A 23,196-nucleotide genomic window follows, 5' to 3' on the forward strand; every position below is an offset into this window, starting at 1 on the left:
CACTCTCCAATTTTGGGGGTAGAAAGTGTCAACCTTATTTAGGACGGCACACACATATAGAAAGAGGCTCATTAAAATGAGCCTCTTTTTTATCTGTAAAATTCTATCTATTCAGCTTTGTAGAAAGCTTGATGACGAAAACGCCTAACGCTTCAATTGACAAGAGTTATAAACAAATTGGTTCGTAGTGGGCTGCCGTTAAGTTGGCTTTGATTTTTTCACGTAGAGCGATGTGGGCTGGGTTGTTTACCTCTCGCTTATGGTAGACGAACTTGTAAGGGATAGAGCGTATCGAAATGGGGCAGGGCAAAATTTGAAGTTTGAGCGCTTTGCTCCACTTGTTTGCAAAAGATTGAGACACGATCCCTAAACTGTCTCTTTGGGCGACATACAGCGCCATGCCCGCTAGCGAAGATGTGATCAAGTCGACTTTTCTTTCTTGAATAGTTTCCTTTGCTAGTTGCTCGAACCCCGACATGTTGTTCCATTTTCCTGAAAATAAACAGTGAGTTTCCTCATAAAATTGCTCTTTTGTGAGCGTGCCGTGTACACGGGGATGGTTCTCACGACAGATAACCACGGCTTCTTCCTCATAGGCATCTTCAATAATAAACGCTGCATCTTTTGTGATCACCGTATCGATTACTAGATCGACTTTTTGTTGTCTTAACAGCTCAAATAATAGGAATTTTTCGGGTGGTGATTCATAAAAAATAGTGTTCTTTATCGGGTCCATAATGTGCAACAAAATTTCCGAACAACACACTTCAAAATGATTTTTATCAGATATCGCATTGTCAATAATATTAACCGCTTGCTGGAATTGCGGCAGTAATTGATAAGCGGTGGAGGTTAGTGCGATCCCTCGTCCTTTTTTAACGAATAATTGCTTATCTACGACTTGCTCTAAACGCTTTATTGCAGCGCTCACAGCAGGTTGTGTAAGCCCTAATTGTTCCGCGGCTTTTGTATAAGATTGAAACTCCGCAACAACAAGAAAAGTTTGGATCAAATTCAAGTCCATAACGTCACTCATAAATTTAATTTATAGGTTAACTAATTTTGACTGCATTTATCGCCTGAAATTAGTGCTTTATCTTATATCAACAATGGTATTGAAAAGCGAATACCATTTCTACGCACTAGCGAACTCTTGGAGATAATATGAAAAATGCGACCAAAACGAGCAGTAAAAAACTCGTACTTAACGCATGTACGTTAGCTTTGGGCGCTGCATCTGCAGTTGCACATGCAGCGGACAAACCCAACATTCTTGTCATCTTTGGTGATGATGTTGGTTACTGGAACCTTAGTACCTACAACCAAGGCATGATGGCGTACAACACGCCAAACATCGATAGCATTGCTAAAGAGGGTGCGAAGTTCACTAACTTCTACGCACAGCAAAGCTCGACAGCAGGCCGTTCTGCATTCATCACTGGTCAAATGCCAAAACGTACAGGTCTATCAAAAGTGGGCTTACCAGGCGCTCCGGAAGGTATCTCGGAAAAAGATCCGACGATTGCAACCGTGCTTAAGCAAATGGGTTACGCAACCGGACAATTTGGTAAGAACCATTTAGGTGACCGAGACGAGCATCTTCCTACCAACCACGGTTTTGATGAATTCTTCGGCAACCTATACCACTTGAACGCAGAAGAAGAGCCAGAGAACGTGGATTACCCTAAAGATCCGGAGTTCAAGAAGAAATTTGGCCCTCGTGGCGTTATCCATTCTTACGCTGACGGCAAAATCGAAGATACCGGTCCACTTACGCGTAAGCGTATGGAAAATGTTGATGGTGAGTTTCTTGATGCCGCAGAAAGCTTCATAGAAAAACAAGTAAAAGCGGACAAGCCGTTCTTTACTTGGTTTAACACCACTCGCATGCACAACTTCACACATGTTCCTGAAGAATACCAAGGTAAAACAGGTGCCGGTTTCTACGCGGATGGTGTTAAGCAGCACGATGACCAAATCGGTCAGCTACTTAACAAGATCAAAGAGTTAGGTGTGGATGACAATACAATCATTGTTTACACCACTGACAACGGTCCTATGGTTGATTTGTGGCCGGATGCAGGGATGACACCGTTCCGCTCAGAGAAAAACACTGGCTGGGAAGGGAGTTTCCGTGTGCCAATGTTGATTAAATGGCCTGGAAAAATTGAGGCAGGTAAAACATTCAACGGCATGATGTCATTAGAGGACTTTTTCCCGACACTAGTTGCTGCGGCAGGTGATACCAAAGTTAAAGACGAACTACTAAAAGGCAAAAAAGTTGGTGATATGGACTACAAAGTTCACCTAGACGGTTACAACCAATTGCCATATTTAACGGGTAAGTCAGACAAATCCGCACGAAATGAGTTCGTTTACTGGAGCGACGACGGCGATCTTGTGGCATTGCGCCAAGGAAAGTACAAGTTCCACTTTATGATTCAAGAGAATGAAACGGGTATGGATGTATGGCGTAAGCCGTTCACTAAACTTCGTGTGCCACTGATCTTTGACTTGAGCATTGATCCATTTGAACGAGGCGATCAAGGCATGGGTTATTCTCGTTGGATGTACGAGCGTTCATTCTTAATGATGCCAGCAATGGATACAGTGAAAGAGGTGATGGGTACATTCAAAGAATTCCCTCCTCGTATGGAAGCAGGTTCGTTCGTACCTAAGTCTTCTAAGTAAATTAAGATTATATAGCGCTTTTTGGAGCGCTATATACCCAAATAGCTTCACTTTTGCTGCACAGCGCTCACGAGGTTATTTGGGTATATGTAATAGTGAGAAACGTATGAGTAAGATTTCCCCTCGCCATTCTACTACTATGCCTATTGTTCCTCTTAAAACGGCGTCTAAAGCGCCTGTTCTGGGCGCGTATGACCGTCGATTCCATGTGATGGCAAAGCCAGGCGGAGCAAAGTGCAACATCGATTGTCAGTACTGCTTTTATCTGCATAAAGAAAATCTACTGCACCAAGAAAAGCAGCCAAAAATGGACGACGCAACACTGGAAGCGTTCGTGAAAAGCTATATCGAAAGTCAGGATGGCGAAGAAATTGTATTCTCATGGCAGGGCGGGGAACCGACGCTGCTTGGGTTGGACTATTTCCGCAATGTCGTAGCTTTGCAAAAGAAATATCAGCCGAAAGGCGTTCGCATTGAAAACGACCTTCAGACCAACGGCATTTTGCTAAACGATGAGTGGTGTGCGTTTTTAAAAGAGCACAACTTCCTAGTTGGCTTGTCGATTGATGGACCACGAGAGCTGCACGACAAATATCGCAAAGCCCGCAGCGGTAAGCCAACGTTTGATCTCGTGATGAAAGCGGTAGATAAGCTCAAAGCGCATGGCGTGAAATTCAACGCGTTGGTCACGGTGAATCGTCACAATGCGAAATACCCGCTCGAAGTATATCGATTTTTAACCCAAGAATTGGGTGTGACTTATATTCAGTTTGCGCCGGTGGTAGAAGCCAACAACTTCCAAACAACCGCGCCGCAGTTTTGGAACGAACAGATGATCCCAACCAAAGGCAGTGATCTGGCTAAACCGGGGCATCCAATGTCGATTGTAACGGATTGGTCAGTCGATCCTGAAGACTGGGGACGCTTTTTAATGGCGACCTTTGAAGAGTGGGTGAATAACGATCTTGGCCGTGTGCTGGTTAATCTGTTTGAAACCGCGGTGGCGCAAGTAATGGGGAAACCGTCTCAGCTTTGCGTGACGGCGGAGTTTTGTGGCAAAGGGTTGGCGATTGAGCACAATGGCGACGTGTTCAGTTGCGACCACTATGTGTATCCAGAATACAAACTCGCCAACATTCATGAACACTCACTGAATGAAATGGCCTTCTCTACAAGACAATATACTTTTGGCATGGCAAAACGCGATTCATTGCCGACGTATTGTAAGCAATGCCCTTACTTGCCTTATTGTTGGGGTGAGTGCCCAAAAAACCGTTTGATCAAAACGCCGAATGGTGAGAGTGGTCTAAACTATTTGTGTTCGGGAATCAAAATGTTCTTTGATTATGCGTTACCGATGTTGGTTGGTCTTGCACAACTTCTCCAATCTCAAGAACCGCAAAGATAACATAGTGAATATAACCTTAAGTTATTTCATTTGTTCTTATACTTAACTATCGAAAAGACGGCTTAAACCATTGAAAAGGTATCCTATGAACCACGCACAACAAGCGATAAAAGAACTCATCGAACAAACAGAAAAAAGCGTCATTGGACAAAGCCACGTGGTTCGAGCTTTAGTCATCGGGTTATTAACAAATGGGCATATTCTGCTAGAAGGTTTACCGGGAACGGCAAAAACACGTTCCGTAAAATCGTTGGCGAACTTGTTAAACACCAGTTTTGGTCGAATCCAGTTTACGCCGGATCTTTTACCATCTGACGTGACGGGTACTGAGGTTTATCAAGAGCTGGATGGTAAGCCGCAACTCCACTTTCAACCTGGGCCCATTTTTAACAGCATTGTACTTGCTGATGAGGTCAACCGTGCACCTGCCAAAGTACAAGCGGCACTGCTTGAAGCCATGGCCGAAGGCACAATCACAGTAGGCGATAAAACTCACGTATTGCCAGACTTATTTATGGTGCTTGCAACGCAAAACCCAGTAGAGCAAGAGGGCACGTACCCACTGCCAGAAGCGCAAATGGACCGCTTTATCATGAAGGTTACCGTCGATTATCCAGAAGATGACGCAGAACGTGACATCATTCGTTTGGTGCGCAGTGAAGAATTGGGTGCGGAAACCAGCAGCGAAATTATTACGCCAAAACACATCGAGCCAGACGTGGTGCTAGAAGCGCGCCGTCAGTTACCAAACATCGTGGTATCAGACCTAGTGGAAAACTACATCGTTGCGTTAGTGATGGCGACTCGTAAGCCAGAGCGTTATGCTGATTCAAACTTAGCAAAATGGATTGAGATTGGCTCTAGTCCTCGTGCTTCTATCGCACTCGACAAATGCGCTCGTGCGTATGCGTGGATGCAAGGACGTGACCACGTTACTCCTGACGATGTGCGTGCCATGGTTCCGTCTGTATTGGGCCACCGTTTTTCTTTGACCTACGATGCACTGGCAGATGGGGTCGATCATCAACGAGTCGTACAAGAGCTGCTAGATTGTGTAGAAATTGGGTAAGTGGGAGGCATTATGGCTAAGCCAACTCTTGCGCCAAAATCACAGGGGATGGATCCCCGTTTGTACTGCGATTATGCTCGTTTAGTACGTCTGCAAGCACAAGCAGAATCATTCAGTTTACTTCCTCATCTAAAAGCGGGTAGCGTACTCTCTGGCCGACACAATTCGTTGTTTCGCGGTCGTGGATTGAACTTCGAAGAGCTGCGCCATTACCAATTGGGTGACGATATTCGTAACCTTGATTGGAAAGTTACGATGCGTACAGGTAAGCCGCACGTGCGCAGCTATACAGAAGAAAAAGATCGCAACGTAATCGTGTGTGTCGACCAGAGAAGCACAATGTTTTTTGCTTCGACGCAAGTAATGAAATCAGTTGTCGCGGCAGAGATCGCAGCGATGTGTGGGTGGCGAGTATTAAAAGATGGCGACCGAGTCGGTTTTGTCATCGCATCCCCGCAGGCGTTGTTTCACAGCAAGGCACAGCGTTCGCAAAACGATCTTCTGGCGCAACTTAAACGTCTCGCTAAAGCCAATCAATCGCTCAATGTGGACTCCTGCAATTCCGAAAAAGTAACGTTCAGTCAATGGATTGAGCTTATTAAACGCATGAAGCCCAAGCAATCCACTTTGATTTTTATCAGCGACTGGAGCGACTGCGAGGAGCACCACCTTGATCACCTTAAACAGCTACAACAGCACAACGATGTTCTTGCAGTGATGGTCAGTGACCCATTAGAACAAGCGCTACCAGACGATTTGGCAAAATCGAAATGGGTGGTTGGTGATGGGCAGTATCAACTCAATTTAGACAGCAAAGCAAAGGTAGAAGCTGCGAGCGCAAAGCTTGAGGCTCGAACTAGCTTACAGCGTCAATCACTCTCTCAACTTATGGCGATGAAACACCTTCCGCACATCGAACTCGATACGACAGGTGAGCACATTAAACAATTCCAAAAACTGGTAGGAGGGCGTTAAATGAGTGATCTTCCTACGCCTCCAAGTACCTACATACTCAGAGAGCTGCATGATGTGGCCGTACCATCTAGCGTGAGTTGGTACCCGCAAACTATTGGCTGGAAAATTTTAGCGGCGGTTGCGTTCATTGCATTGGTATATTTCGCATATCGCTTGGCTCGGCAATGGTGGCATAATCGTTACCGAAAAGAAGCACTACTGGCGATTTCGCAAATCAACCCGAGCGACAAAGACATGCCAAAAGTATTGTTCTCTGTGCTTAAAATAGTGCTGATTCATATTGATAGCCGCAACGCGAAATTGTTTGATACCGCCTTTCTGCGCAAGCTCGATGCGCTGTATCCGCAAACCAGAGACTCTCAAGCAAACTCGCAAATGGTTTTTAACGATGAGCTTTCAAAGTGCTGGCTACAAAGTATTGTTGACCCAAGCGTTACGCTAACCAACGAAGAGCGAGTAACGCTTATTGCTCGTGCGAAAAACTGGGTGAGTGAGCACCGTTGTGATGCTCAAAAAAGCGCGGCAAATAAATCACCACGATTGAAACGCAAAGCACATCAGGGAGGTCAACATGAATGATCTTCTTGCATCGATAACTGGTTTGTCTGGTTTTGAATTTGCTCACCCAATGTGGTTTCTGGTTTTGCCCTTGCCGTTGGTGGTGTACTACTTGGTGCCCGCATATCGCACTAAGCAAATGGCGATCAAAGTGCCGTTTTTTAGTCAGCTGGTGGAAGCGATTGGCGAGACGCCATCAGAAGGTGCAAGCCAGTTGACCCCGAGTTGGTGGCAACGAGCAACGTTAATTCTCTCATGGCTTTTGGTGGTGTGTGCGATGGCAAAACCCACCGTGTTAGGCGAGCCTCAAGTTCGCGAGAGTTTAGGCCGCGATGTGATGGTGGTGGTGGATCTTTCGGGCTCCATGGCCGAGCCAGATTTCACCTCACGTACAGGCGAAAAAATTTCTCGTCTTGATGCGGTAAAAGAAGTGCTGTCGGAGTTTGTTCAGTCTCGTAAAGGTGACCGATTAGGCTTGGTGCTTTTTGGTGATGCTGCTTTCGTGCAAACGCCATTTACCGCAGACCAAAAAGTGTGGCTCGAACTGCTTAACCAAACCGATGTGGCAATGGCAGGGCAGAGTACCCATCTTGGTGATGCGATTGGCTTAGCGATTAAAGTTTTTGAGCAAAGCGATAAGTCGCGTGGTGCTTTAGAACAAGACCAAAACCGTGAAAAAGTCGCGATTGTATTAACCGATGGTAACGACACGGGCAGTTTTGTTGAACCGATTGATGCGGCGAAAGTTGCGAAAGCCAAAGGCGTGAGAGTACACGTCATTGCGATGGGCGATCCGGAAACGATAGGTGAAACCGCGTTGGATATGGACACGATTCATCGCATTGCGAAAGAATCCGGCGGTGAAGCGTTTGAAGCACTCAACCGTGATGAACTATCGGCTGCCTACGACGAAATTGGCAAACTGGAACCTCAACTTTACGAAAGCACCACATACCGCCCAAAACAAAGCCTTCATCATTACTTGATGGCGTTAGTGGTCATCATGCATTTGCTCGCGTTCAGCGTCGCAACACTCAAAAGAAGGGCTGTTACACGATCATCATTAGGAGAGAGCGATGTTTGATTCTCTTAGTTGGACGCAATTCTTTACGCAGTTTCATTTTATTCGACCACTGTGGTTACTGGCTTTGGTCCCCATGTTTTTCTTGGTGTGGTTACGCTGGCGAGAAGAAAGCAAGCCAAGCTGGAAGGATATTCTGCCCGAACATTTACGCAATGCTTTGACGATAGGTGAGCGAGGTTGGCGTAAGCAACTGCCGCTTAAGCTCTTGATGCTGATTGTGTTCATCGCCATTGTGATTTGTGCAGGCCCAACGTGGCAACGTGAATCTTCCCCCTTTGGCGAAGATAAAGCCTCTCTGCTGGTGGTGCTTGATAACAGCGAATCGATGCTGCAAAAAGATCTCCCACCAAGCCGCCTTGAGCGTTCCAAACAGAAAATACGCGATTTGCTAGCCGTGCGAAAAGGCGGAAAAACGGGGTTAGTCGTGTTTGCGGGCAGTGCTCATGTCGCGATGCCTATAACTCAAGACAGTAAAGTATTTGACCCGTTTTTGGCGGCCATTACGCCAGAAATTATGCCCGTGCAAGGTAAGCTTGCCGAAAAAGCCTTGCCGTTAATTGACCAACAATTGCAAGGTCAACCAGGCTCTACCGTTCTGTTGGTGAGTGATGGCGTTAATCCAGCCACGATTGAGCAATACCAAGCGTATTTCTCGGGCAAATCTTATCAACTGTTAATTCTTGCGGCAGGGAATGCTGACATTGTGAGTAACAACCCAATGGATTTGGATTCTCTACAAGAACTGGCTAGTCAGGCTAACGGTCGATTGGTGGAAGTGACCGTCGATAATAGTGATATCGAGCAACTGAATCGATACGTTGAGCGCAATATGCAGCTTAATGGCGAATCTTCAATGCCTTGGAAAGACATGGGGTATCAACTTCTGTTCCCAATCGCGCTGATCATGATGCTGTGGTTTAGAAAAGGGTGGTTAGTGCAATGGTGTGTGATTGCGATGGTGAGCGGTACACTGTTGATGCCGACCAGTGCAATGGCGGAGAACATTTCTGTTAAAGCCGAGCAGCCACAAGTTGTGCAAAAAGTGACGGCTTTCGACAAGGTGGCGCAATGGTGGTGGGATTTGTGGCTGACGCCAGACCAACAAGGACAGCGTTTGTTCAACCAACAAGCGTATTTAGAAGCTGCAAAACACTTTGTCGATCCATTACGCAAAGGGACGGCGTACTACTACGCTAGCGAGTTTGAACTCGCCCACAGTGCGTTTTTGGAAATGCAAAACGACCCGTCCGAAGAGGTTCGAGATTACGGTCTTTATAATGCGGCGAGTGCATTGGCGCGTCAGCGTGAATATTTGGCTGCACGTGACTTGTTAAAATCCCTAGCCAACAAGCCAACGTTAAGCGAGAGGCTAAGACCGGATGTTGAGCATAACTTGAAAGTGATTGGTGGTATTGTAGAGGACATCAACCGGATGAGTGAGAGTCAGGCAGGAACGGAGCAAGAAGCATCAACCGAGCTAGGCGATAACCCTCAAACCGCAGAAGGGGCGGATGAAAAAACGTCAGCGGAGTTGATGATTAAAGAGACGTTAAGTGCAGACGACATCTTAGGTAGCCAAGAATTAGCCGACAAATGGTTAAAGCGAGTCGAAGCGGATCCTAAATACTTCTTAAATGCGAAGTTTCAGATTCAATTGCGTTCAATAGAAACCGGAGAATCAACCTCTACTGCGAACGAAAATACAGAGGAGGCGGTGCAATGATGAAAAGCCACCGTTTTACGCACTTTGCTTTACCCTTGTGGTTAGTTATCTGTTTCGGTTTCCTCCAGAGCAGTAGTGTGTTAGCTCAAGATATTCGTGACGTTCAACGAGAGCATGGTGTAGAGTTACAAGCGTGGGTTGGTCAACAACCAACGGCTGGAGAGAAGCGTAAAACACCAAGTTTTAGCGTCAATGAGCAAGTTATTTTAACCATCGAAGTGGCAACGCCGCGTTGGTTTACGGGTGGTACGAGAATTGGCAATATTGAAATGCCCAATGTTATCGCCAAACAGCGTAATCAACTAGCAACCAACTTTACTGAGCAAAAAGAGGGACAAACTTGGTCGCGTCAACGATGGGAAGTGACTTTGTATCCTCAAGCTTCTGGTGATTTTGTGATTCCACCTGTCGCAGTGGGCGTTCAGGTGTCTGCGCCGGACGGCGAGAAGGTGTCAGGCACACTTTACACGCAGCCGATTAAGTTCAAAACTGTCTTGCCATCGGGCCTGCTGAGTGGTGAGACACCTTGGTTTTCTGCAACAGATGTAGAGGTAAAGCAAGAGTGGGATACCTCCACTGAGTCACTCACAGTTGGGGATGCAATCACGCGTAAAATCACCATTTCGGCTCAAGATTCACTATCTGTATTGCTACCAGACTTGTTGAAAGGAGAATCAACAACCCGTTATCAAGCGTATCCTCAACCCCACCGTTTGACAGATACGCAAACACGTGGTGATTACCAGTCAACACGCACAGAAGAGAGCGTGTACGTGATTCAACAAGGTGGTGAATTAACCCTGCCTGATTATGAGTTTCGTTGGTGGAACAGTAAGACTCAGCAAGTGGAAACGGTGATGTTAGAGGGCAAAACTTTTGCCGCGAAGCACACGTTGAAGTCCTTCATCAGAACGTACTTTGCATGGATTGTTTCCACGCTTGTGTTGCTGGGTTTTGTGATTATTTCATTGGTAGCCATTAAACGTTACTACCGCAACAGACCGACACCAGCATGGTTGACGTTCCACCGTTTGTTAAAGGCTAAACGTTGGTCTGAAGCAAGGACCATATTGTACAAACAATTGCGTTTAAATACGGCCGAGCTAGAAATGACCAAAGCCGATACGAGTGAATCGTGGCAAAAAAGTGCGTCGCGAATGCAAAATGGTGAAAATAGCGCTCATTTACTGAAGTCGATGTGGCGCAAAGTCCAGACCAAACAAAAACGCTTTAAATTCCGTATTCCGCGAGCGTTACCAGAACTGGACAAAGTCATTGGAAGAGATGGCAATGAATAAAACGGGGCGCTAATATAGCGCCTCGTTTTTATTAGAGAATAGAGTTCAAATGAGCCAAGAGTTTATGCGCCGCGCATTGGAAGTGTCCAAAAATGCGCTTCCTGAATGTCAACCCAACCCGCCGGTTGGCTGCGTGTTAGTGAAAGACAATCAAATCGTTTCTGAAGGTCATACTCAAGCGATTGGTGGCAATCACGCGGAAGTGGAAGCGCTGAATGCGTATCAAGGCTCGTTAGAATCGGTGACGGCATACGTTACGCTGGAACCGTGTTCGTTTGTTGGTCGCACGCCAGCTTGCGCGGTGACATTAGTCAAATCCGGCATAAGCAAAGTCGTCGTAGCCATATTGGACCCCGACCCGCGCAACAGTGGTCGAGGTATCGAGATTCTAAAACAAGCAGGTATAGAGGTAGAAACGGGTTTGTGCGGCGAGGAAGTCAGCGAGTTTCTTACCCCTTACCTAGGCAAAGCCTAAGTCAAGCTTTACGTTGCACTATGGTGCCAGTTTATGTGGTGAATGAAGTGCGTCAAAATTGAGTTAAAACTCATTAAAACAAGCGATACCGCCCATTTATTGCACTTGGCTACGTGAAGGATCATGCTGTTAGATTAAAATAGAGAAAGTGACTTTTGAAAAATTTAATAGCATGAAACCGACCGACCTTAATCTTATTCCCATTTTCACTGCCATCTATGAAGAGCGTAACTTGTCTCGGGCGGCGGCGCGTTTAAACATCACCCAGCCTGCGGTGAGTAAAGCGCTAGCAAGGCTACGTGATATCTATGATGACCCATTGTTTCATCGTTGCGTTAAAGGTGTCGAGCCTACCTCGTTTGCGATGGATATTTATCCTGCTCTTCTAGCTTCAGTACAAAATTTCACTTCGACATTATCGGCCTCTAGTGAGTTTGACCCTAAAGTGTCGAATAGAGTGTTTTCTATTGCCTGTGTGTCCGTTGCAAGCTTTGAGTTGCTACCTCAAGTCATGAAACAAATCCGTGTGTCGGCGCCAAATGTTGCATTAGAAGTACATCCGCTTTTTACGGAAGATTTTGAAAGTGATCTGAGGTTACAACGATACGATTTGATCATTGATATCACACCAAGAGCAAGAACGGTGCTAAAACTGGAAACTGTACTTACCGAGCGTTTGGTGGTGGTATGTAGCGAAGCGCATCCACGCCTGAATGACGAGATTACGGCTGAACAATTTTTTGAAGAAGAACACGTAGTGGTTTCGCAGTGGCAGAGTCGTAAGAGCTTGTTAAACGCCGATGACATTGTCGACTTGGATAAGAGAAAGATTAAGTATCGAGCCTCAGGCGTACTAGAAATGCTCCCAATTATTTGTGGTAGTGAATACATTGGTTTAATGCCAGAGTCGATGATCAACTTGTTCAATAACACCTATCATGTTAAATCTTTATCAATGCCATTTGATGAACAAATGTATGAGCTTTGCACAATCTGGCATCCTAGTCGCACAAACGACAGCGCCCATCAGTGGTTGCGTTCACAGATTAAGCAAGCAGGAAAAGTCATCAACCAATAGGAAGTGCAATGAAAAAGACAATACGTGCCATCCTTAACGGAAAAAAAGCTGGGAATCCAGAGTTAAGAGATGCAATCATGAAAATGAGAGACAAAGGCATCGACGTGCAGGTGCGTGTGACGTGGGAATCTCAAGACATGCCGCGGCTAGTGAAAGAAGCGGTTGATGAAGGCATTGAACGTATTGTTGTCGCTGGTGGCGATGGGACCGTCAATGAGGCGGCTTCTGCGGTTATTCAAATTGACGAAGAAAAACGCCCTGAGTTAGCCATTATTCCCCTTGGTACCGCCAATGACTTTGCTACCGCTATTCAAGTACCTAATTCCATTAAGGCGTCTTTATCTCTTGCTGTTGAGGGGCAGTCCGCTTTGGTCGATTGCGTCAAAGCGAACGATCGCTGCTTTATTAACGTGGCAACAGCAGGGTTTGGTGCAGAAGTTACAGCAGAAACGCCTGTTGAACTCAAAAACTTTCTTGGCGGTGGAGCTTACACGTTAACTGGTGTTGTAAAAGCACTTGGCTTTAAACCATATGACGGAACAATAACGATTGAAGGTGGCGCGTATCAGGGAGAAATGTTGCTCGGTGCGTTTTGTAATGGGCGCCTTGCTGGAGGTGGGCAAGAGTTAGCTCCAAAAGCGATGATTAATGATGGGATGATGGATCTAACATTGGTGCGCCCATTTTTACCTCATGAGCTGCCGAAAGTAATCGACGAGATCAATAACCCGAGTGAGAAAGGAGAGTTTGTGAAGTACACTAAAGCAAGCTGGTTGGAGATAGATTTTCCGAATCCATTGCCTCTTAATTTAGATGGAGAACCTTATCATTCGAGAACCATTAGATTTGATGTTCAGCCTAAGAGTATACGATTAGTCGTACCGCAAGATTGCCCTTGCTTGACTAGCTAAACGAGCGTTTTCCATGATTATTGCTTAACACAGCCACTAAAATGTGGCTGTGTTGCTTGTGTTGAGGTATCAGTCAACCTCTTAACGTTTTTGAATGGTCTCAACGTCTATCTGCGTAGTTGTCCAATCTGAGTCAACCTCTCCTCGAATAATTACGGTATCTTTTGGTGTCACTTCTTGACCCATCCAATCTTCGTTGTCGATCTCTACTTCGATTTCACCAGTGTTGTCTTTGAACAAGTAAGTCTCGTTACCAAATGATTGAACAATATGCCCGGTTAGCACTACAGCGCTGTCGTCGGTTGCGTTGCGCGCCTCTTTCACCGTATTGATTGCACTGACTTCTGGACCATTAAACGCGGCGAAAGCCGAGCTTGAAAGTAGGGCAAGCATGGATGTTAACAATACTCTTTTCATTATCCTCTCCTGATATTAGAAGTAATAAGTTGTGCCTACGTTAAAGGATGCAGTGTTCGCGTATCGGTCTAGTTGATATTTTGCGTTTACACCTATGGTGAGCTGCGGGAAAATTCTGTGTTCCGCACCCACTGAGAACATTGTGCCTAGCTCGTTGTTTTTCTCCGCGCTATGGAAAAGCGTGTTGGTCATTTCCACATCGTCGTTCGTGACAAGTTCGTATTCTTGATGTTTAGAAACCTTGGCGTTGTATTCCGTGTACGTTAGACCCGCTTTGAATTTTGTTGTCCATTTATCATTTAATGCATAGTTAAACACCGGAGCCAACGACACTTGCTTGGCTTTGATTGACGCATCCCAATCCATTTCATGATGGTAATCTTTGCCATCGATTGACTTGATACCTAGGTTTTTTGAACGACTATCATCAAGGTCAAACTGGCTGTAACCTAGTTCCAATGCCCAGTTGTCATTAAATGCGTAACCGACAAAGCCTGAGAAAATACCGTCTTCAAGCTCAGGGTTGAGTGTTACGTTGTCAGTTGAAAAGTGAGGTTCCAAATCATGGTCAGTGGTGCCTAGTCCATATTCCAGACCTACATAAGGAGCCGCAGATACCGAAACTGAGCAGGTAACAAGTAACGCAAGAAGTGTTTTGTTCATTTTATTTTGCCTCTTCAAATCAACTTAGTGAGTAGAAGCGCATTTTGTGTGAAGAAGCGTGAAGCGATCGTGAAGAAACGAAAAAATGTTTAGAAAAAAGAGCAAGGGGCGATAACCGAGGGGCGGTTTGAGTGAACAAACACCAAGCTCTTTATATAGAGTAAGTTAAGTTGCTGCGACGTAACACACCGCAAACGGGACATTAAGGCGAGTAAACTCTTTGATCCAACGCCATTGGTTATCCTGGAGTTTATCGCCAGGGCCTTTCACTTCAATCCACTCGAACTCGTTTTCTTTAAAAGCAATGAGATCCGGCATCCCATTACGGTAAAGCTTAAGGTCGCTCAATTGTATTTTGAACAGCGCCATCAGCATATTGGTTGGGATAGTGTTGAGTGCTGTTTCGAGTAGCTCTTTACTTATTAAATTCCAATGTACAAATGGATTACTGATGCCAAACTTCTCATCGTATTTTGTCAATAACATCTGGGTGTTGCCCGCTTCTAGTTCGGCAAAAGCGGTGTCTATCAAAGCTTGGCGCTTGGTAACAAAATCCGAGTGATATAAATCTAAAGGACGGTGTTGATAAGCGTTAATGAATGCCCCTTCAATAGGAGCAAAAATCGCATCCCAAAAAGTGAGACCAAGTAATGCATTAAGCAGTGCATTTTCGGCGTAAAATACAGTCCAGCCTAAGGACTCAAAATACGCTTTGCTGGCGAGTTCGACTCTCTGTTGAGATAAATCCAGTTCAAGGCAGTATTCCGTACAGGTTGGCTTCGTCACTCTTGGCACTTTCTCGCCTTGTTTTCGTTTTAACCGTTGCTCAAGTTTTTGTGCAACTTCGAGCTCAGACACATCGATCGGTGAGTTAAGCATATCTGTGACAATGTCACAAAATAAATCATCATGGTTTAATTTGTCATAGATACGTGCGCGTCGTTCTCGGCTCGGTGTGAGTTGAGTTTGGCCAAATAGAGATAGGGCGGTCTCTAGATCATTAAGCCGTTCGTAATCACGTGCTATGTCATTCAACATGTGCTCGCGTTTACGATCTACGTAACGGTGTTTAACGGGCTGAGGCATTGCCTCAATTAATAAGTCGAGATTGGCTTTGTCTTTTCGGTCAAATTGCCAGTACAGGTTGGCCAACTGGCTCAGTTCAATTAAGCGGTCTATTTGCTCACGTGAATCAAAGAAACGGCGCACTTTACTCAATTGATATTGATCGAACTGATGCAAACCTAAGTCATCAAGCACAAACTGACTTAAGTCTTGATGGGTGTTGGCAAAAAACAGAGTGAGTAACACGTCGATCATATGAGCAGAATTGAGTTTGACGATCGTAAACTCAAGCCGCTCTATACGATCAAATTCCGTATTACTCAAATGTTCGACAAGGGCGTCTTTCTTGAGTGATTTCGGCAGTTCGGGATAAAGCGCGGAGATTTCTGGTTTGGTCAGTAAATTAGCCGCTAACTCTTGATGAGAAAGGGGTGGGGAAAGGGCTACAAACTCATGCTGACTCAATTCTGCCAGTGCTTCATTGATAGAAGGTATTTCTTGATAACTCAGCTTATCACTTCGAAACCAACATCCCTTTCGGCTGTATAAACGCACCAAAAGGCACTGGGCGTGTTTGCTCAAAGAATCAAACGAGCAAAGCCATGCGTGTTCTTCCTTGGTCAGTAAATCGCTGTACCAAGTTATTGCGTGATGAGTCAGCTTGAAGAAGTTCTCTAGATAGTAGTCTGGTGCAAGTTCGATAGGGCTTTCCATAAACGACCGATAACAAAAAAGGCTTAACCCATAGGTTAAGCCTTTTCGCTATCAAATCAATTCGCAATTATGCGTTTTTTAGCTGTGCTACTTTCGCTTCAGACAATGGCTTAGTGATGAACGCTAGTACGATACATACTGCCATCATTGCTGAAGAAATTGTGTAAGCCAAGGTGTAGCCGTCGCCATTTGTCATCGAGAAACCAACAACCGCTGCGCCGATTGCACCACCGATACCCCATGCTGTGTAAAGCACGCCGTAGTTAGTGCCGTAGTTTTTCAGACCGTAGAACTCAGCCGTTAGAGTAGGGAATACCGCTAGAAGTGTGCCGTAACCTACCGCTGCGATTGCTGTACCGATGATCAGTGTAAACTCAGAGTCGAACGTCGCGAACAGCACCATGTTTACGCCTTGTAGAACGAACGCGAGTAGAAGCGTACGAACACCGCCGATTTTATCTGCAAGCATACCCGCGGCAACACGACCGCCAGAGTTAAATACAGCAAGAATAGACGCTAGGTAAACCGCGTTTGGCAAGTTTGCTTGAACGCTTGCGATTGTCGTGATGTTACCAATGATCATTAGACCAACAGAAGCTGCAAACGCGTACATGATCCATAGAGAGTAGAACTGTGGCGTTTTCAACATTGCTTTCCAAGTTAAGTCATCTGACTTTTTCACCGCTTTAGGTGCTTGGCCTTCTTTTACTTTAGGCTCCGCAGGTGTGTAGTCTGCTGGTGGGTTGTTGATGGTTGCTGCAAGAGGAACTGCAATCGCTAGGATACCAACACCAAGAACCATAAAGCTAGTTTGAATGCCCATGCTGTCTATTAGCGCAGAAGTTACTGGCGCAAGGTAAATAGCCGCTAGACCAAAACCTGCCGCAATAATGCCGTTAACCATACCTTTCTTCGAAGCGTGGAACCACTTCATCGCAGAAGGTGATAGGCATGCGTAACCAAAACCGATACCTGCACCAGTGATCACGCCGAATGTAATGTTCAGCATGAGTGGAGAGTTCACAAAGCCAGAAGCGATCATGCCCAGACCTGTAAGAACAGTACCTAGGATAAGGATCATTCGAGGGCCCATGCGGTCTTGAAGAATACCTGCAATAAGAAGACAGATAGAGAAAGTGATGGTTGCAGTTGCGTAAGGTGCAGAAGCTTCTGCAGCACTCCAGCCTGATTCAGTTACCAGTGCCTTGTTGAATACACTCCAAGCATACAGGATGCCAAGACAAAGGTTGATACAGAACCCTGCTAACAGGATGCGCATAGCTTTATCAATCTTGCTCATTTTTATTCTCAGTTTTTCCTCTTATTGGCAATGCCGCAAAGAAGGTTGGTTTAAAGATGTTTTTTCTCAAAATTAGTTTGCGTTTTTCAACGTTTAACGCAATGAGCGCGGATTATAACCAATAAATATGTGATTGGAATCTCTTTTTACGGTTACTGATAAAATAATTTGCAACATTAAAAGTGGATGTGAATTCATGGTTTTGTATGTAGTAAGAACGTTGTAAAAAAGTGATATTTTTTGTTCGCTAATAACGAATGATGAGTCAAGACAGAGAGGTTTTACGCTGTTGAGTGCACAGTTCACATTTCAAATAAAAAATTTCAAAATGTTTCCATGTTAACCATCTGTAACAAAAATGGCGAATTTATCATCTGACGGTCGTAAGTATCAGATGCAAAGGGTTTCTTAATTTTTAATTGTTAACCTTTTGTAATAATTGAAGCTGATTAGCTTTTGTGTTCATTAAGTGAGCAAAAAAGTAACTTGTAATTGCTGATTTTAGGCGCAAAATATAGTGAAAAATGAGTTTTCATTTATGAAGGGATGCTTTTTAGATTTGTTGTGAGGTGACTTATGAAACTGTTCCTATTACTCATGGCTTCGGTATCCGCTGGTATCGCATCAGCAGACCACATCCATTCATTTATGTTGGGCTTATCCATTGCTTCTTTAGCGGTAGGGAGCTGTTATTTCTTCGCATTTCGCAGCTCGCGCTTTCCACAGCTTGCTTTATTCCTACTCATTTGCGGTATGCTTTCTAAGTTGACGATAACCGTAGTCGGTGTGATGTGGGGAATGTCCGCGGAATTAATCACGTCTCCAATCGTATTCGCACTTTCATATTTATTCTTTTCGCTTGCCGTTACCTACTTATGGTTTAGCTACAGAGAGAGCATCACTAAGATTCCTGACCGATTTAAGTCAGCGTAAATCATCACATTAGAATAAAAAAACGCCAGCACATTTGCTGGCGTTTTTAATTAAACGTAATTTTGTTCGGATATTGCTTTTAGTTTGATCGTGGCAATACCGTTAGGCACTCATTGGAACAAGCACCATAGTACCAATAATCACCGTGATAAGGCCTGCTAGAACTGGAACGGATGTGCGTTTTACAACCTCAAACGGGCTGATGTTTGCCATACCTGATGTCGCAACGATTACGCCAGATACTGGTGAGATAGTACGGCCTAGGTTTGATGCTTGAAGCATCGGGATAATTAGGAACGCAGGGTTTAATCCCATTTTAGCAGCTAAAGATGGTGCTAACTCCACGAACGCATAGAAAGGCGCGTTGCCCGAACCCGTTGCAATTGCTGCTGCAACTGTCAATGCAGTTAGAATAAGCATTAAAGCAACGCCGCCTGCACCAGCATTGTCTGCGAGATGAAGTAGGTTATCGATAGCGCCGATAGACATCAGACCTTGTGCAAAAACCCCTGCGGCAACCAAAAGCATCACAACGCCTTTAAACGCGTCAGCCATGCCCGCGTAACAAGAATCTAAATCTTCTAGTGATTTCTTACCATCGAACTTATTTACAACATAATGGATCAGAGATCCAAGGAAAATCGAACCAACCACAATAGTGTAGATGTCTAGACTAAGTCCTGGAATGGTACGACCGTTGAATAGGAAAACGCCGATGATAGGTAGAAATGGAAGAGCTGCATAAAACGCTGGTGCGTCAGCTTTGATCTCTGATACATCAATTTTTTCCATTGGCGTATTTTCTTTCTTATCTAAGTATTTGTTCCAGAAGAACGCTGCCGCTGCCATGACGATGATTGCGCAAATAGAAACAGGCAACACAGTTTGTACCGCAAACACATCAAGCTCTAAACCAGACTTTTCTGCTGCGATAACAACATCACCAGAAGTAGGAGAAAGGATGATTGCCGCTGGAGAGGCACACACTGCAACGGCTGCTGGACGAGAAATGCCCATCGCGACCATCATTGGGAATAGTGTCGCCATTAATAGTACGCCAAGGCCTGTTGCAGAACTTACCGCAAGAGACATTAAACACGCCACAATGTAAGCCGCTACCAAAAGGACGTAAGGAGACTTGATGACAGAAAGCGGTTTAGAGAACTGTTTCACTACCACGTTGTTCGCGCCGATATGAGTCATGTATGACGCAAAACCACAAAGCAGCATGATTTGCATACCAAGACCGCCACCGCGGTATTGAAGCATGTATTTCACGTATTCCAGCGCATCTGTCACCATGTTACCAGTTGAGGTGATTTTTGACGGCAGCACGTCGTGCCCCAAAACGCCAGTCATAAGAAGTAAAGCAATACCAGCTGTCAGTAACACGCCCGCAGCTTTATAGCCTTTGACAATAAAGTAACCCACCGCAATGGTAACCACTAAGCCAATTAAGAGCTCTAACATAGGGATCTCCGAATGTTATGTAAAAAAGAAAGAAACTGTTTCAGTTTATGACAAGGAATTTACAGAATTCTTAGCTGTGGCACGAGACAAATATGGGGCTTGCATGATCTGAGACAAATAATAATTTAATAAATAATTTCGTTAGATTGTATTGTTGGAATTTGGTTTTCTAAGTGTTATGTGCTGGTTTGAAGCTATTTATAGGAAGGAAAATATGACTAGGAAAGTGAATGAATAAAGAGTGAATTGATTCACAATAGGAAAAAGACTTTACTCAGTAAGCAATTATTGGAAAACACTCTTCACAACAAAAAAGCTTCGCCGAAGCGAAGCTAAGTCATCGTAAGAATGAGGATAAACTATGCGTATCGACGAACCATAAGGTTCCAACTACGCTGCTGCCGTTCGAACTCTGCTTTAATTTGCTGGTACTTCATTTTCGTTACAGAACATTCGTATTTTTTTACCACACTGGCAGTTTTGGCACCGAGTACTTCTTTGCGCATCTCGTAGTATTCCTGCATGTGATGAACTAGAGTATCAAACTCGTGCTGTAGCTGATCGAGGATTGTTTGCGTGTTCGGTTTCGATTCTAGCTTTTCTCTTGCTTTCTTCAAAAGTTGACTCGCACGGGCTTTTTCAATTCTAAATGTAGGCGTTGTGCGCAACTTAGATGTGAGTCCTAGCCAAGAACATGACTTTATCAACCACTTCGTTGGGTCGTAATGCCACCAATACACGCCATTGCGATAGTCATTCTCGAAAATATGATGGAAATTATGGTAACCCTCTCCAAATGTGAAAAAGGCGAGTACACCATTATCGCGAGCAGTGTTTTTGTCTGTGAAAGTTTGCTTACCCCAAATATGTGCGAGGGAGTTAATGAAAAAAGTCGTATGGTGACTCATAAAGAGTCGAGCCGCACCAACGACCAATAACATCCCCCAGATATCACCGTAGATCAGTCCTAGTATGACTGGGAAACCAATATTAGTCAGTAGGGCAAGTGGAACATAATACTTATGCTGCCACATGACGATTTTATCGCGCTTTAGGTCACGGCAGTTTGTATATTCGTTTTCCTTTGATTTATTGTAATCACGTAACATCCACCCAATGTGAGAATACCAAAAACCCCGCTTGGCTGAGTACGGATCTTTATCGTTATTGTCGACATGTTTGTGATGCACACGATGATCAGAAGACCAATGTAATGCACTATTTTGCAAAGAAAATGCTCCTCCAATCGCAAAAATGGCGCGCAAAATAGGATGAGCTTCGTATGTTTTGTGGCTCCAGAGACGATGATAGCCTGCTGTAATAGAAAGGTTAGTAAAACTAAATGCAATCACTCCCCAAATTAGATGTTCCCAACCCAGCCCAAAATGATATGCATACCAAGGCATTACAATAAAAGTCAGAACAAAACTGGCAGAAAATATTAATGTATTCAACCAGATAACAGGTGGTTTGTTTTGAGTCACAGATGTATCCCTAACTTTGAGCTAACAACTGTTCGCCAGAATATCAGCGTACACATGTAAGTCAAATTAAAGTTAGACAAATGTGATGATTCCTTTGGGTGTAGATTAAGGAACTTGATGGGATATTTTGCTTTTAATTGAATAATGAGTAGTATTAAAAAGTGAGCTCTGGCTTAAGGTGTATAAAATCTGCCAAGAAACAAGTGTTATAAAGGTGGAATATACCGAGACTCTATAAAGAAGCAAAAATGTAAGAAAATAGGAATACGTAATGGATTTACGATTAGCGGAATATAAGGATTACGAGCGCATTGCGCATCTTCATGCGGATAGCTGGAAGCGTCATTACCGTGGCATTCTTAGTGATAACTATCTTGAGAAAGAAGCGATTGACGACAAACTACTGATTTGGCAAACCCGTTTGACCAACCCACCATTCAATCAGCACATTGTCTTGGCGGAGGAGGGAGGTTTGCTACTTGGCTTTGTTTGTGTGTTCGGCAACCATGATTTCGAGCGTGGAACCTTTATTGACGCATTGCATGTTGATGACAGTTACCGTGGTCGTGGGATTGGTAAGCAGCTATTACTTGCTGTCGCCGAATGGCAACAGCAGTACTTTAAAGACACAGGTCTTTATTTAGAAGTTGTGTCGCAAAACATTTCTGCGATTGAATTCTATCGCCACATTGGTGGACAAGAGGATCAAGAGCGAACTTGGCGCGCACCTGATGGCAAAGAGGTGTTAGAAAAAGTATTCCGTTGGAAGAACGCCCAGTCATTAGTTAGTGGGATTGAGGAAAACGTGATTTACTCCTAACCTAGCGTTCTAAAACACTAGATAAGAGCAGTCTCAACACTGCTCTTTTTTGTTTATGCACCCTAACGTTATGTGTTATTAAAAGCTTTCTAGAAGTTAACCCCCATGGCTTTTAGTTCGAGCTCACATTGCTGAGCATTTTCAAACTGAATAGCAGCCATGCCAACTGCTCGGGCACCTTCAACATTGTAAGGCATGTCATCGAGAAATACTGTCTCTTCGGGGTTAAGCTGATACTTTGAAAGTAGAGTTTGGTAGATCTCCGCTTGTGGTTTTAGTAATTGAACTTCAGAAGAGATGATTGCTCCATCAAACAGTGGCCAAAACTCATAGGTAGTACGAAGATGTTCCACAATTTCGTTGATGTTGTCTGTGAGCGCATATACGCCATATCCGGCTCTTTTTACTCGTTTTAACAGCTCTATACTGCCGTAAAGTAATATTTGAGTGTGTTTTACATAATAAAAGAAGCGGTCCATTTCTTCCGTTGTTACTTGGTGTTCATGTTGATAACGCTGTTTTGCTTCCCTTTCGGAGATCGTCCCTTTATTTAAATCTTTCCAGATTTGTGATGAAAATAGCATCTGAGCCATTTTCTCTGACTCTACGGAACCACCAAATGTTAAGCGAACGACTTCTACTGGAGACCAGCGTACCAATACATTACCTACATCAAAAATGACATTTTTTATCTGGAAAGAATTCATGACACACCCCAAGCCAATTGTTTGTCACCGCGCTATATGCGGTGAGTGCTGTTTTTAAATCGTTGGAAAGCCGTGCCAAAGGCGCGACTTAAGTTTCTAGAACAAAATGAGATTAACATCCAATTGGATACAGAGCGATTATCGCAAAATTACACTAAACTATATGCAACTTTGTTTATTTGGTTGTAAATCAAGTGCAGCTGTCTTAAAAGATTGAAACTAAAGATAAGTATTGCGAGCTGTTTACGTCATTTCGCGCTGCTTATAAATGATGATTAATATATAATTAGTTAATAATAAAATGATAAAAGTGAATCAAAATCACACTATTGTGCGTCAGGCGGAGTAAGCAA

The 23,196-nt window shown here is 44.3% G+C and carries 21 protein-coding genes; 13 read left to right on the forward strand and 8 right to left on the reverse strand.

From position 1 onward, the window contains the following. Positions 1-166: 166 nt before the first annotated feature. Complete coding sequence (locus KI742_RS03780; RefSeq protein WP_025767859.1) at positions 167-1,024, reverse strand: LysR family transcriptional regulator; 858 nt, start codon at positions 1,022-1,024, stop codon at positions 167-169. Positions 1,025-1,164: 140 nt separating this feature from the next. Here KI742_RS03780 and KI742_RS03785 point away from each other — a divergent pair, with 140 nt between their 5' ends. The 11 genes from KI742_RS03785 (at position 1,165) to yegS (ending at position 13,270) form a co-directional block, all read left to right on the forward strand. Continuing rightward, positions 1,165-2,691 carry an arylsulfatase gene (locus KI742_RS03785; protein WP_017635363.1) on the forward strand — a complete coding sequence of 509 codons (1,527 nt, stop codon included), beginning with the start codon at positions 1,165-1,167 and terminating at the stop codon, positions 2,689-2,691. A gap of 106 nt (positions 2,692-2,797) precedes the next feature. After that, positions 2,798-4,099: an anaerobic sulfatase maturase gene (locus KI742_RS03790; RefSeq protein ID WP_285384821.1), complete on the forward strand. Its 1,302-nt coding sequence runs from the start codon at positions 2,798-2,800 to the stop codon at positions 4,097-4,099. 85 nt (positions 4,100-4,184) lie between these two features. Next, positions 4,185-5,168, forward strand: coding sequence for a MoxR family ATPase (locus KI742_RS03795; RefSeq protein WP_005376549.1), 984 nt, complete (start codon positions 4,185-4,187; stop codon positions 5,166-5,168). Between the two features lie 12 nt (positions 5,169-5,180). Further along, positions 5,181-6,143: a DUF58 domain-containing protein gene (locus KI742_RS03800; protein ID WP_248486384.1), complete on the forward strand. Its 963-nt coding sequence runs from the start codon at positions 5,181-5,183 to the stop codon at positions 6,141-6,143. Next, on the forward strand, positions 6,144-6,722 hold the full coding sequence (locus KI742_RS03805) for a DUF4381 domain-containing protein (protein ID WP_017635361.1): 579 nt from the start codon (positions 6,144-6,146) through the stop codon (positions 6,720-6,722). Next, complete coding sequence (locus KI742_RS03810) at positions 6,715-7,785, forward strand: VWA domain-containing protein (protein ID WP_285384823.1); 1,071 nt, start codon at positions 6,715-6,717, stop codon at positions 7,783-7,785. Before KI742_RS03805 ends, KI742_RS03810 begins: the two co-directional genes overlap by 8 nt. After that, the gene (locus KI742_RS03815) at positions 7,778-9,508 is read left to right on the forward strand and encodes a VWA domain-containing protein (RefSeq protein WP_213877260.1); all 1,731 of its coding nucleotides are present in this window, start codon (positions 7,778-7,780) and stop codon (positions 9,506-9,508) included. Before KI742_RS03810 ends, KI742_RS03815 begins: the two co-directional genes overlap by 8 nt. Then, positions 9,505-10,806 carry a BatD family protein gene (locus KI742_RS03820; protein ID WP_285384824.1) on the forward strand — a complete coding sequence of 434 codons (1,302 nt, stop codon included), beginning with the start codon at positions 9,505-9,507 and terminating at the stop codon, positions 10,804-10,806. The genes KI742_RS03815 and KI742_RS03820 overlap by 4 nt, the downstream gene beginning before the upstream one ends. A 49-nt stretch (positions 10,807-10,855) precedes the next feature. Next, positions 10,856-11,281 (forward strand): bifunctional diaminohydroxyphosphoribosylaminopyrimidine deaminase/5-amino-6-(5-phosphoribosylamino)uracil reductase RibD, encoded by a 426-nt coding sequence (locus KI742_RS03825; protein WP_005376542.1) that lies wholly within the window; start codon positions 10,856-10,858, stop codon positions 11,279-11,281. A gap of 172 nt (positions 11,282-11,453) precedes the next feature. Continuing rightward, complete coding sequence (locus KI742_RS03830) at positions 11,454-12,359, forward strand: LysR family transcriptional regulator (protein ID WP_005376541.1); 906 nt, start codon at positions 11,454-11,456, stop codon at positions 12,357-12,359. An 8-nt stretch (positions 12,360-12,367) separates the two neighbouring features. Then, positions 12,368-13,270 (forward strand): lipid kinase YegS, encoded by a 903-nt coding sequence (gene yegS, locus KI742_RS03835; RefSeq protein ID WP_167416070.1) that lies wholly within the window; start codon positions 12,368-12,370, stop codon positions 13,268-13,270. A gap of 81 nt (positions 13,271-13,351) precedes the next feature. Here yegS and KI742_RS03840 read toward each other — a convergent pair whose 3' ends face one another. The 4 genes from KI742_RS03840 to KI742_RS03855 form a co-directional block, all read right to left on the reverse strand. After that, the gene (locus KI742_RS03840; protein WP_167416069.1) at positions 13,352-13,687 is read right to left on the reverse strand and encodes a YgiW/YdeI family stress tolerance OB fold protein; all 336 of its coding nucleotides are present in this window, start codon (positions 13,685-13,687) and stop codon (positions 13,352-13,354) included. Positions 13,688-13,702: 15 nt separating this feature from the next. Next, positions 13,703-14,350, reverse strand: a complete 648-nt coding sequence (locus KI742_RS03845) for an AcfA family outer membrane beta-barrel protein (protein ID WP_285384825.1) — start codon at positions 14,348-14,350, stop codon at positions 13,703-13,705. Positions 14,351-14,515: 165 nt separating this feature from the next. Next, entirely contained in the window at positions 14,516-16,129 is a 1,614-nt protein-coding gene (locus KI742_RS03850; RefSeq protein ID WP_258470477.1) for a VRR-NUC domain-containing protein, read from the reverse strand. Between the two features lie 67 nt (positions 16,130-16,196). Beyond that, positions 16,197-17,429, reverse strand: coding sequence for an OFA family MFS transporter (locus tag KI742_RS03855; protein ID WP_005388232.1), 1,233 nt, complete (start codon positions 17,427-17,429; stop codon positions 16,197-16,199). A 576-nt stretch (positions 17,430-18,005) separates the two neighbouring features. Between KI742_RS03855 and KI742_RS03860 the strand changes: the two genes are divergently transcribed. Continuing rightward, complete coding sequence (locus KI742_RS03860; RefSeq protein WP_005376535.1) at positions 18,006-18,362, forward strand: hypothetical protein; 357 nt, start codon at positions 18,006-18,008, stop codon at positions 18,360-18,362. Positions 18,363-18,464: 102 nt separating this feature from the next. Here the strand turns inward: KI742_RS03860 and dcuC are convergent, their stop codons facing one another. Together dcuC and KI742_RS03870 are read right to left on the reverse strand one after the other, a co-directional pair. Beyond that, entirely contained in the window at positions 18,465-19,832 is a 1,368-nt protein-coding gene (gene dcuC / locus KI742_RS03865) for an anaerobic C4-dicarboxylate transporter DcuC (protein WP_203345392.1), read from the reverse strand. A 359-nt stretch (positions 19,833-20,191) separates the two neighbouring features. Beyond that, a complete protein-coding gene (locus KI742_RS03870) occupies positions 20,192-21,316 on the reverse strand; it encodes a fatty acid desaturase (protein WP_005376527.1) in 1,125 nt (374 codons plus the stop codon). A 271-nt stretch (positions 21,317-21,587) separates the two neighbouring features. On the opposite strand from KI742_RS03870, the gene KI742_RS03875 reads away from it, so the two are divergent. Next, the gene (locus KI742_RS03875) at positions 21,588-22,136 is read left to right on the forward strand and encodes a GNAT family N-acetyltransferase (RefSeq protein ID WP_005376525.1); all 549 of its coding nucleotides are present in this window, start codon (positions 21,588-21,590) and stop codon (positions 22,134-22,136) included. A gap of 89 nt (positions 22,137-22,225) precedes the next feature. On the opposite strand, the gene KI742_RS03880 is transcribed toward KI742_RS03875, so the two are convergent. Next, a complete protein-coding gene (locus tag KI742_RS03880) occupies positions 22,226-22,843 on the reverse strand; it encodes an HAD family phosphatase (protein ID WP_213968442.1) in 618 nt (205 codons plus the stop codon). Positions 22,844-23,196 lie beyond the last annotated feature (353 nt).

The sequence above is a fragment of the Vibrio sp. D417a genome (assembly GCF_030248595.1).
Taxonomy (GTDB): Bacteria; Pseudomonadota; Gammaproteobacteria; order Enterobacterales; family Vibrionaceae; genus Vibrio; species Vibrio alginolyticus.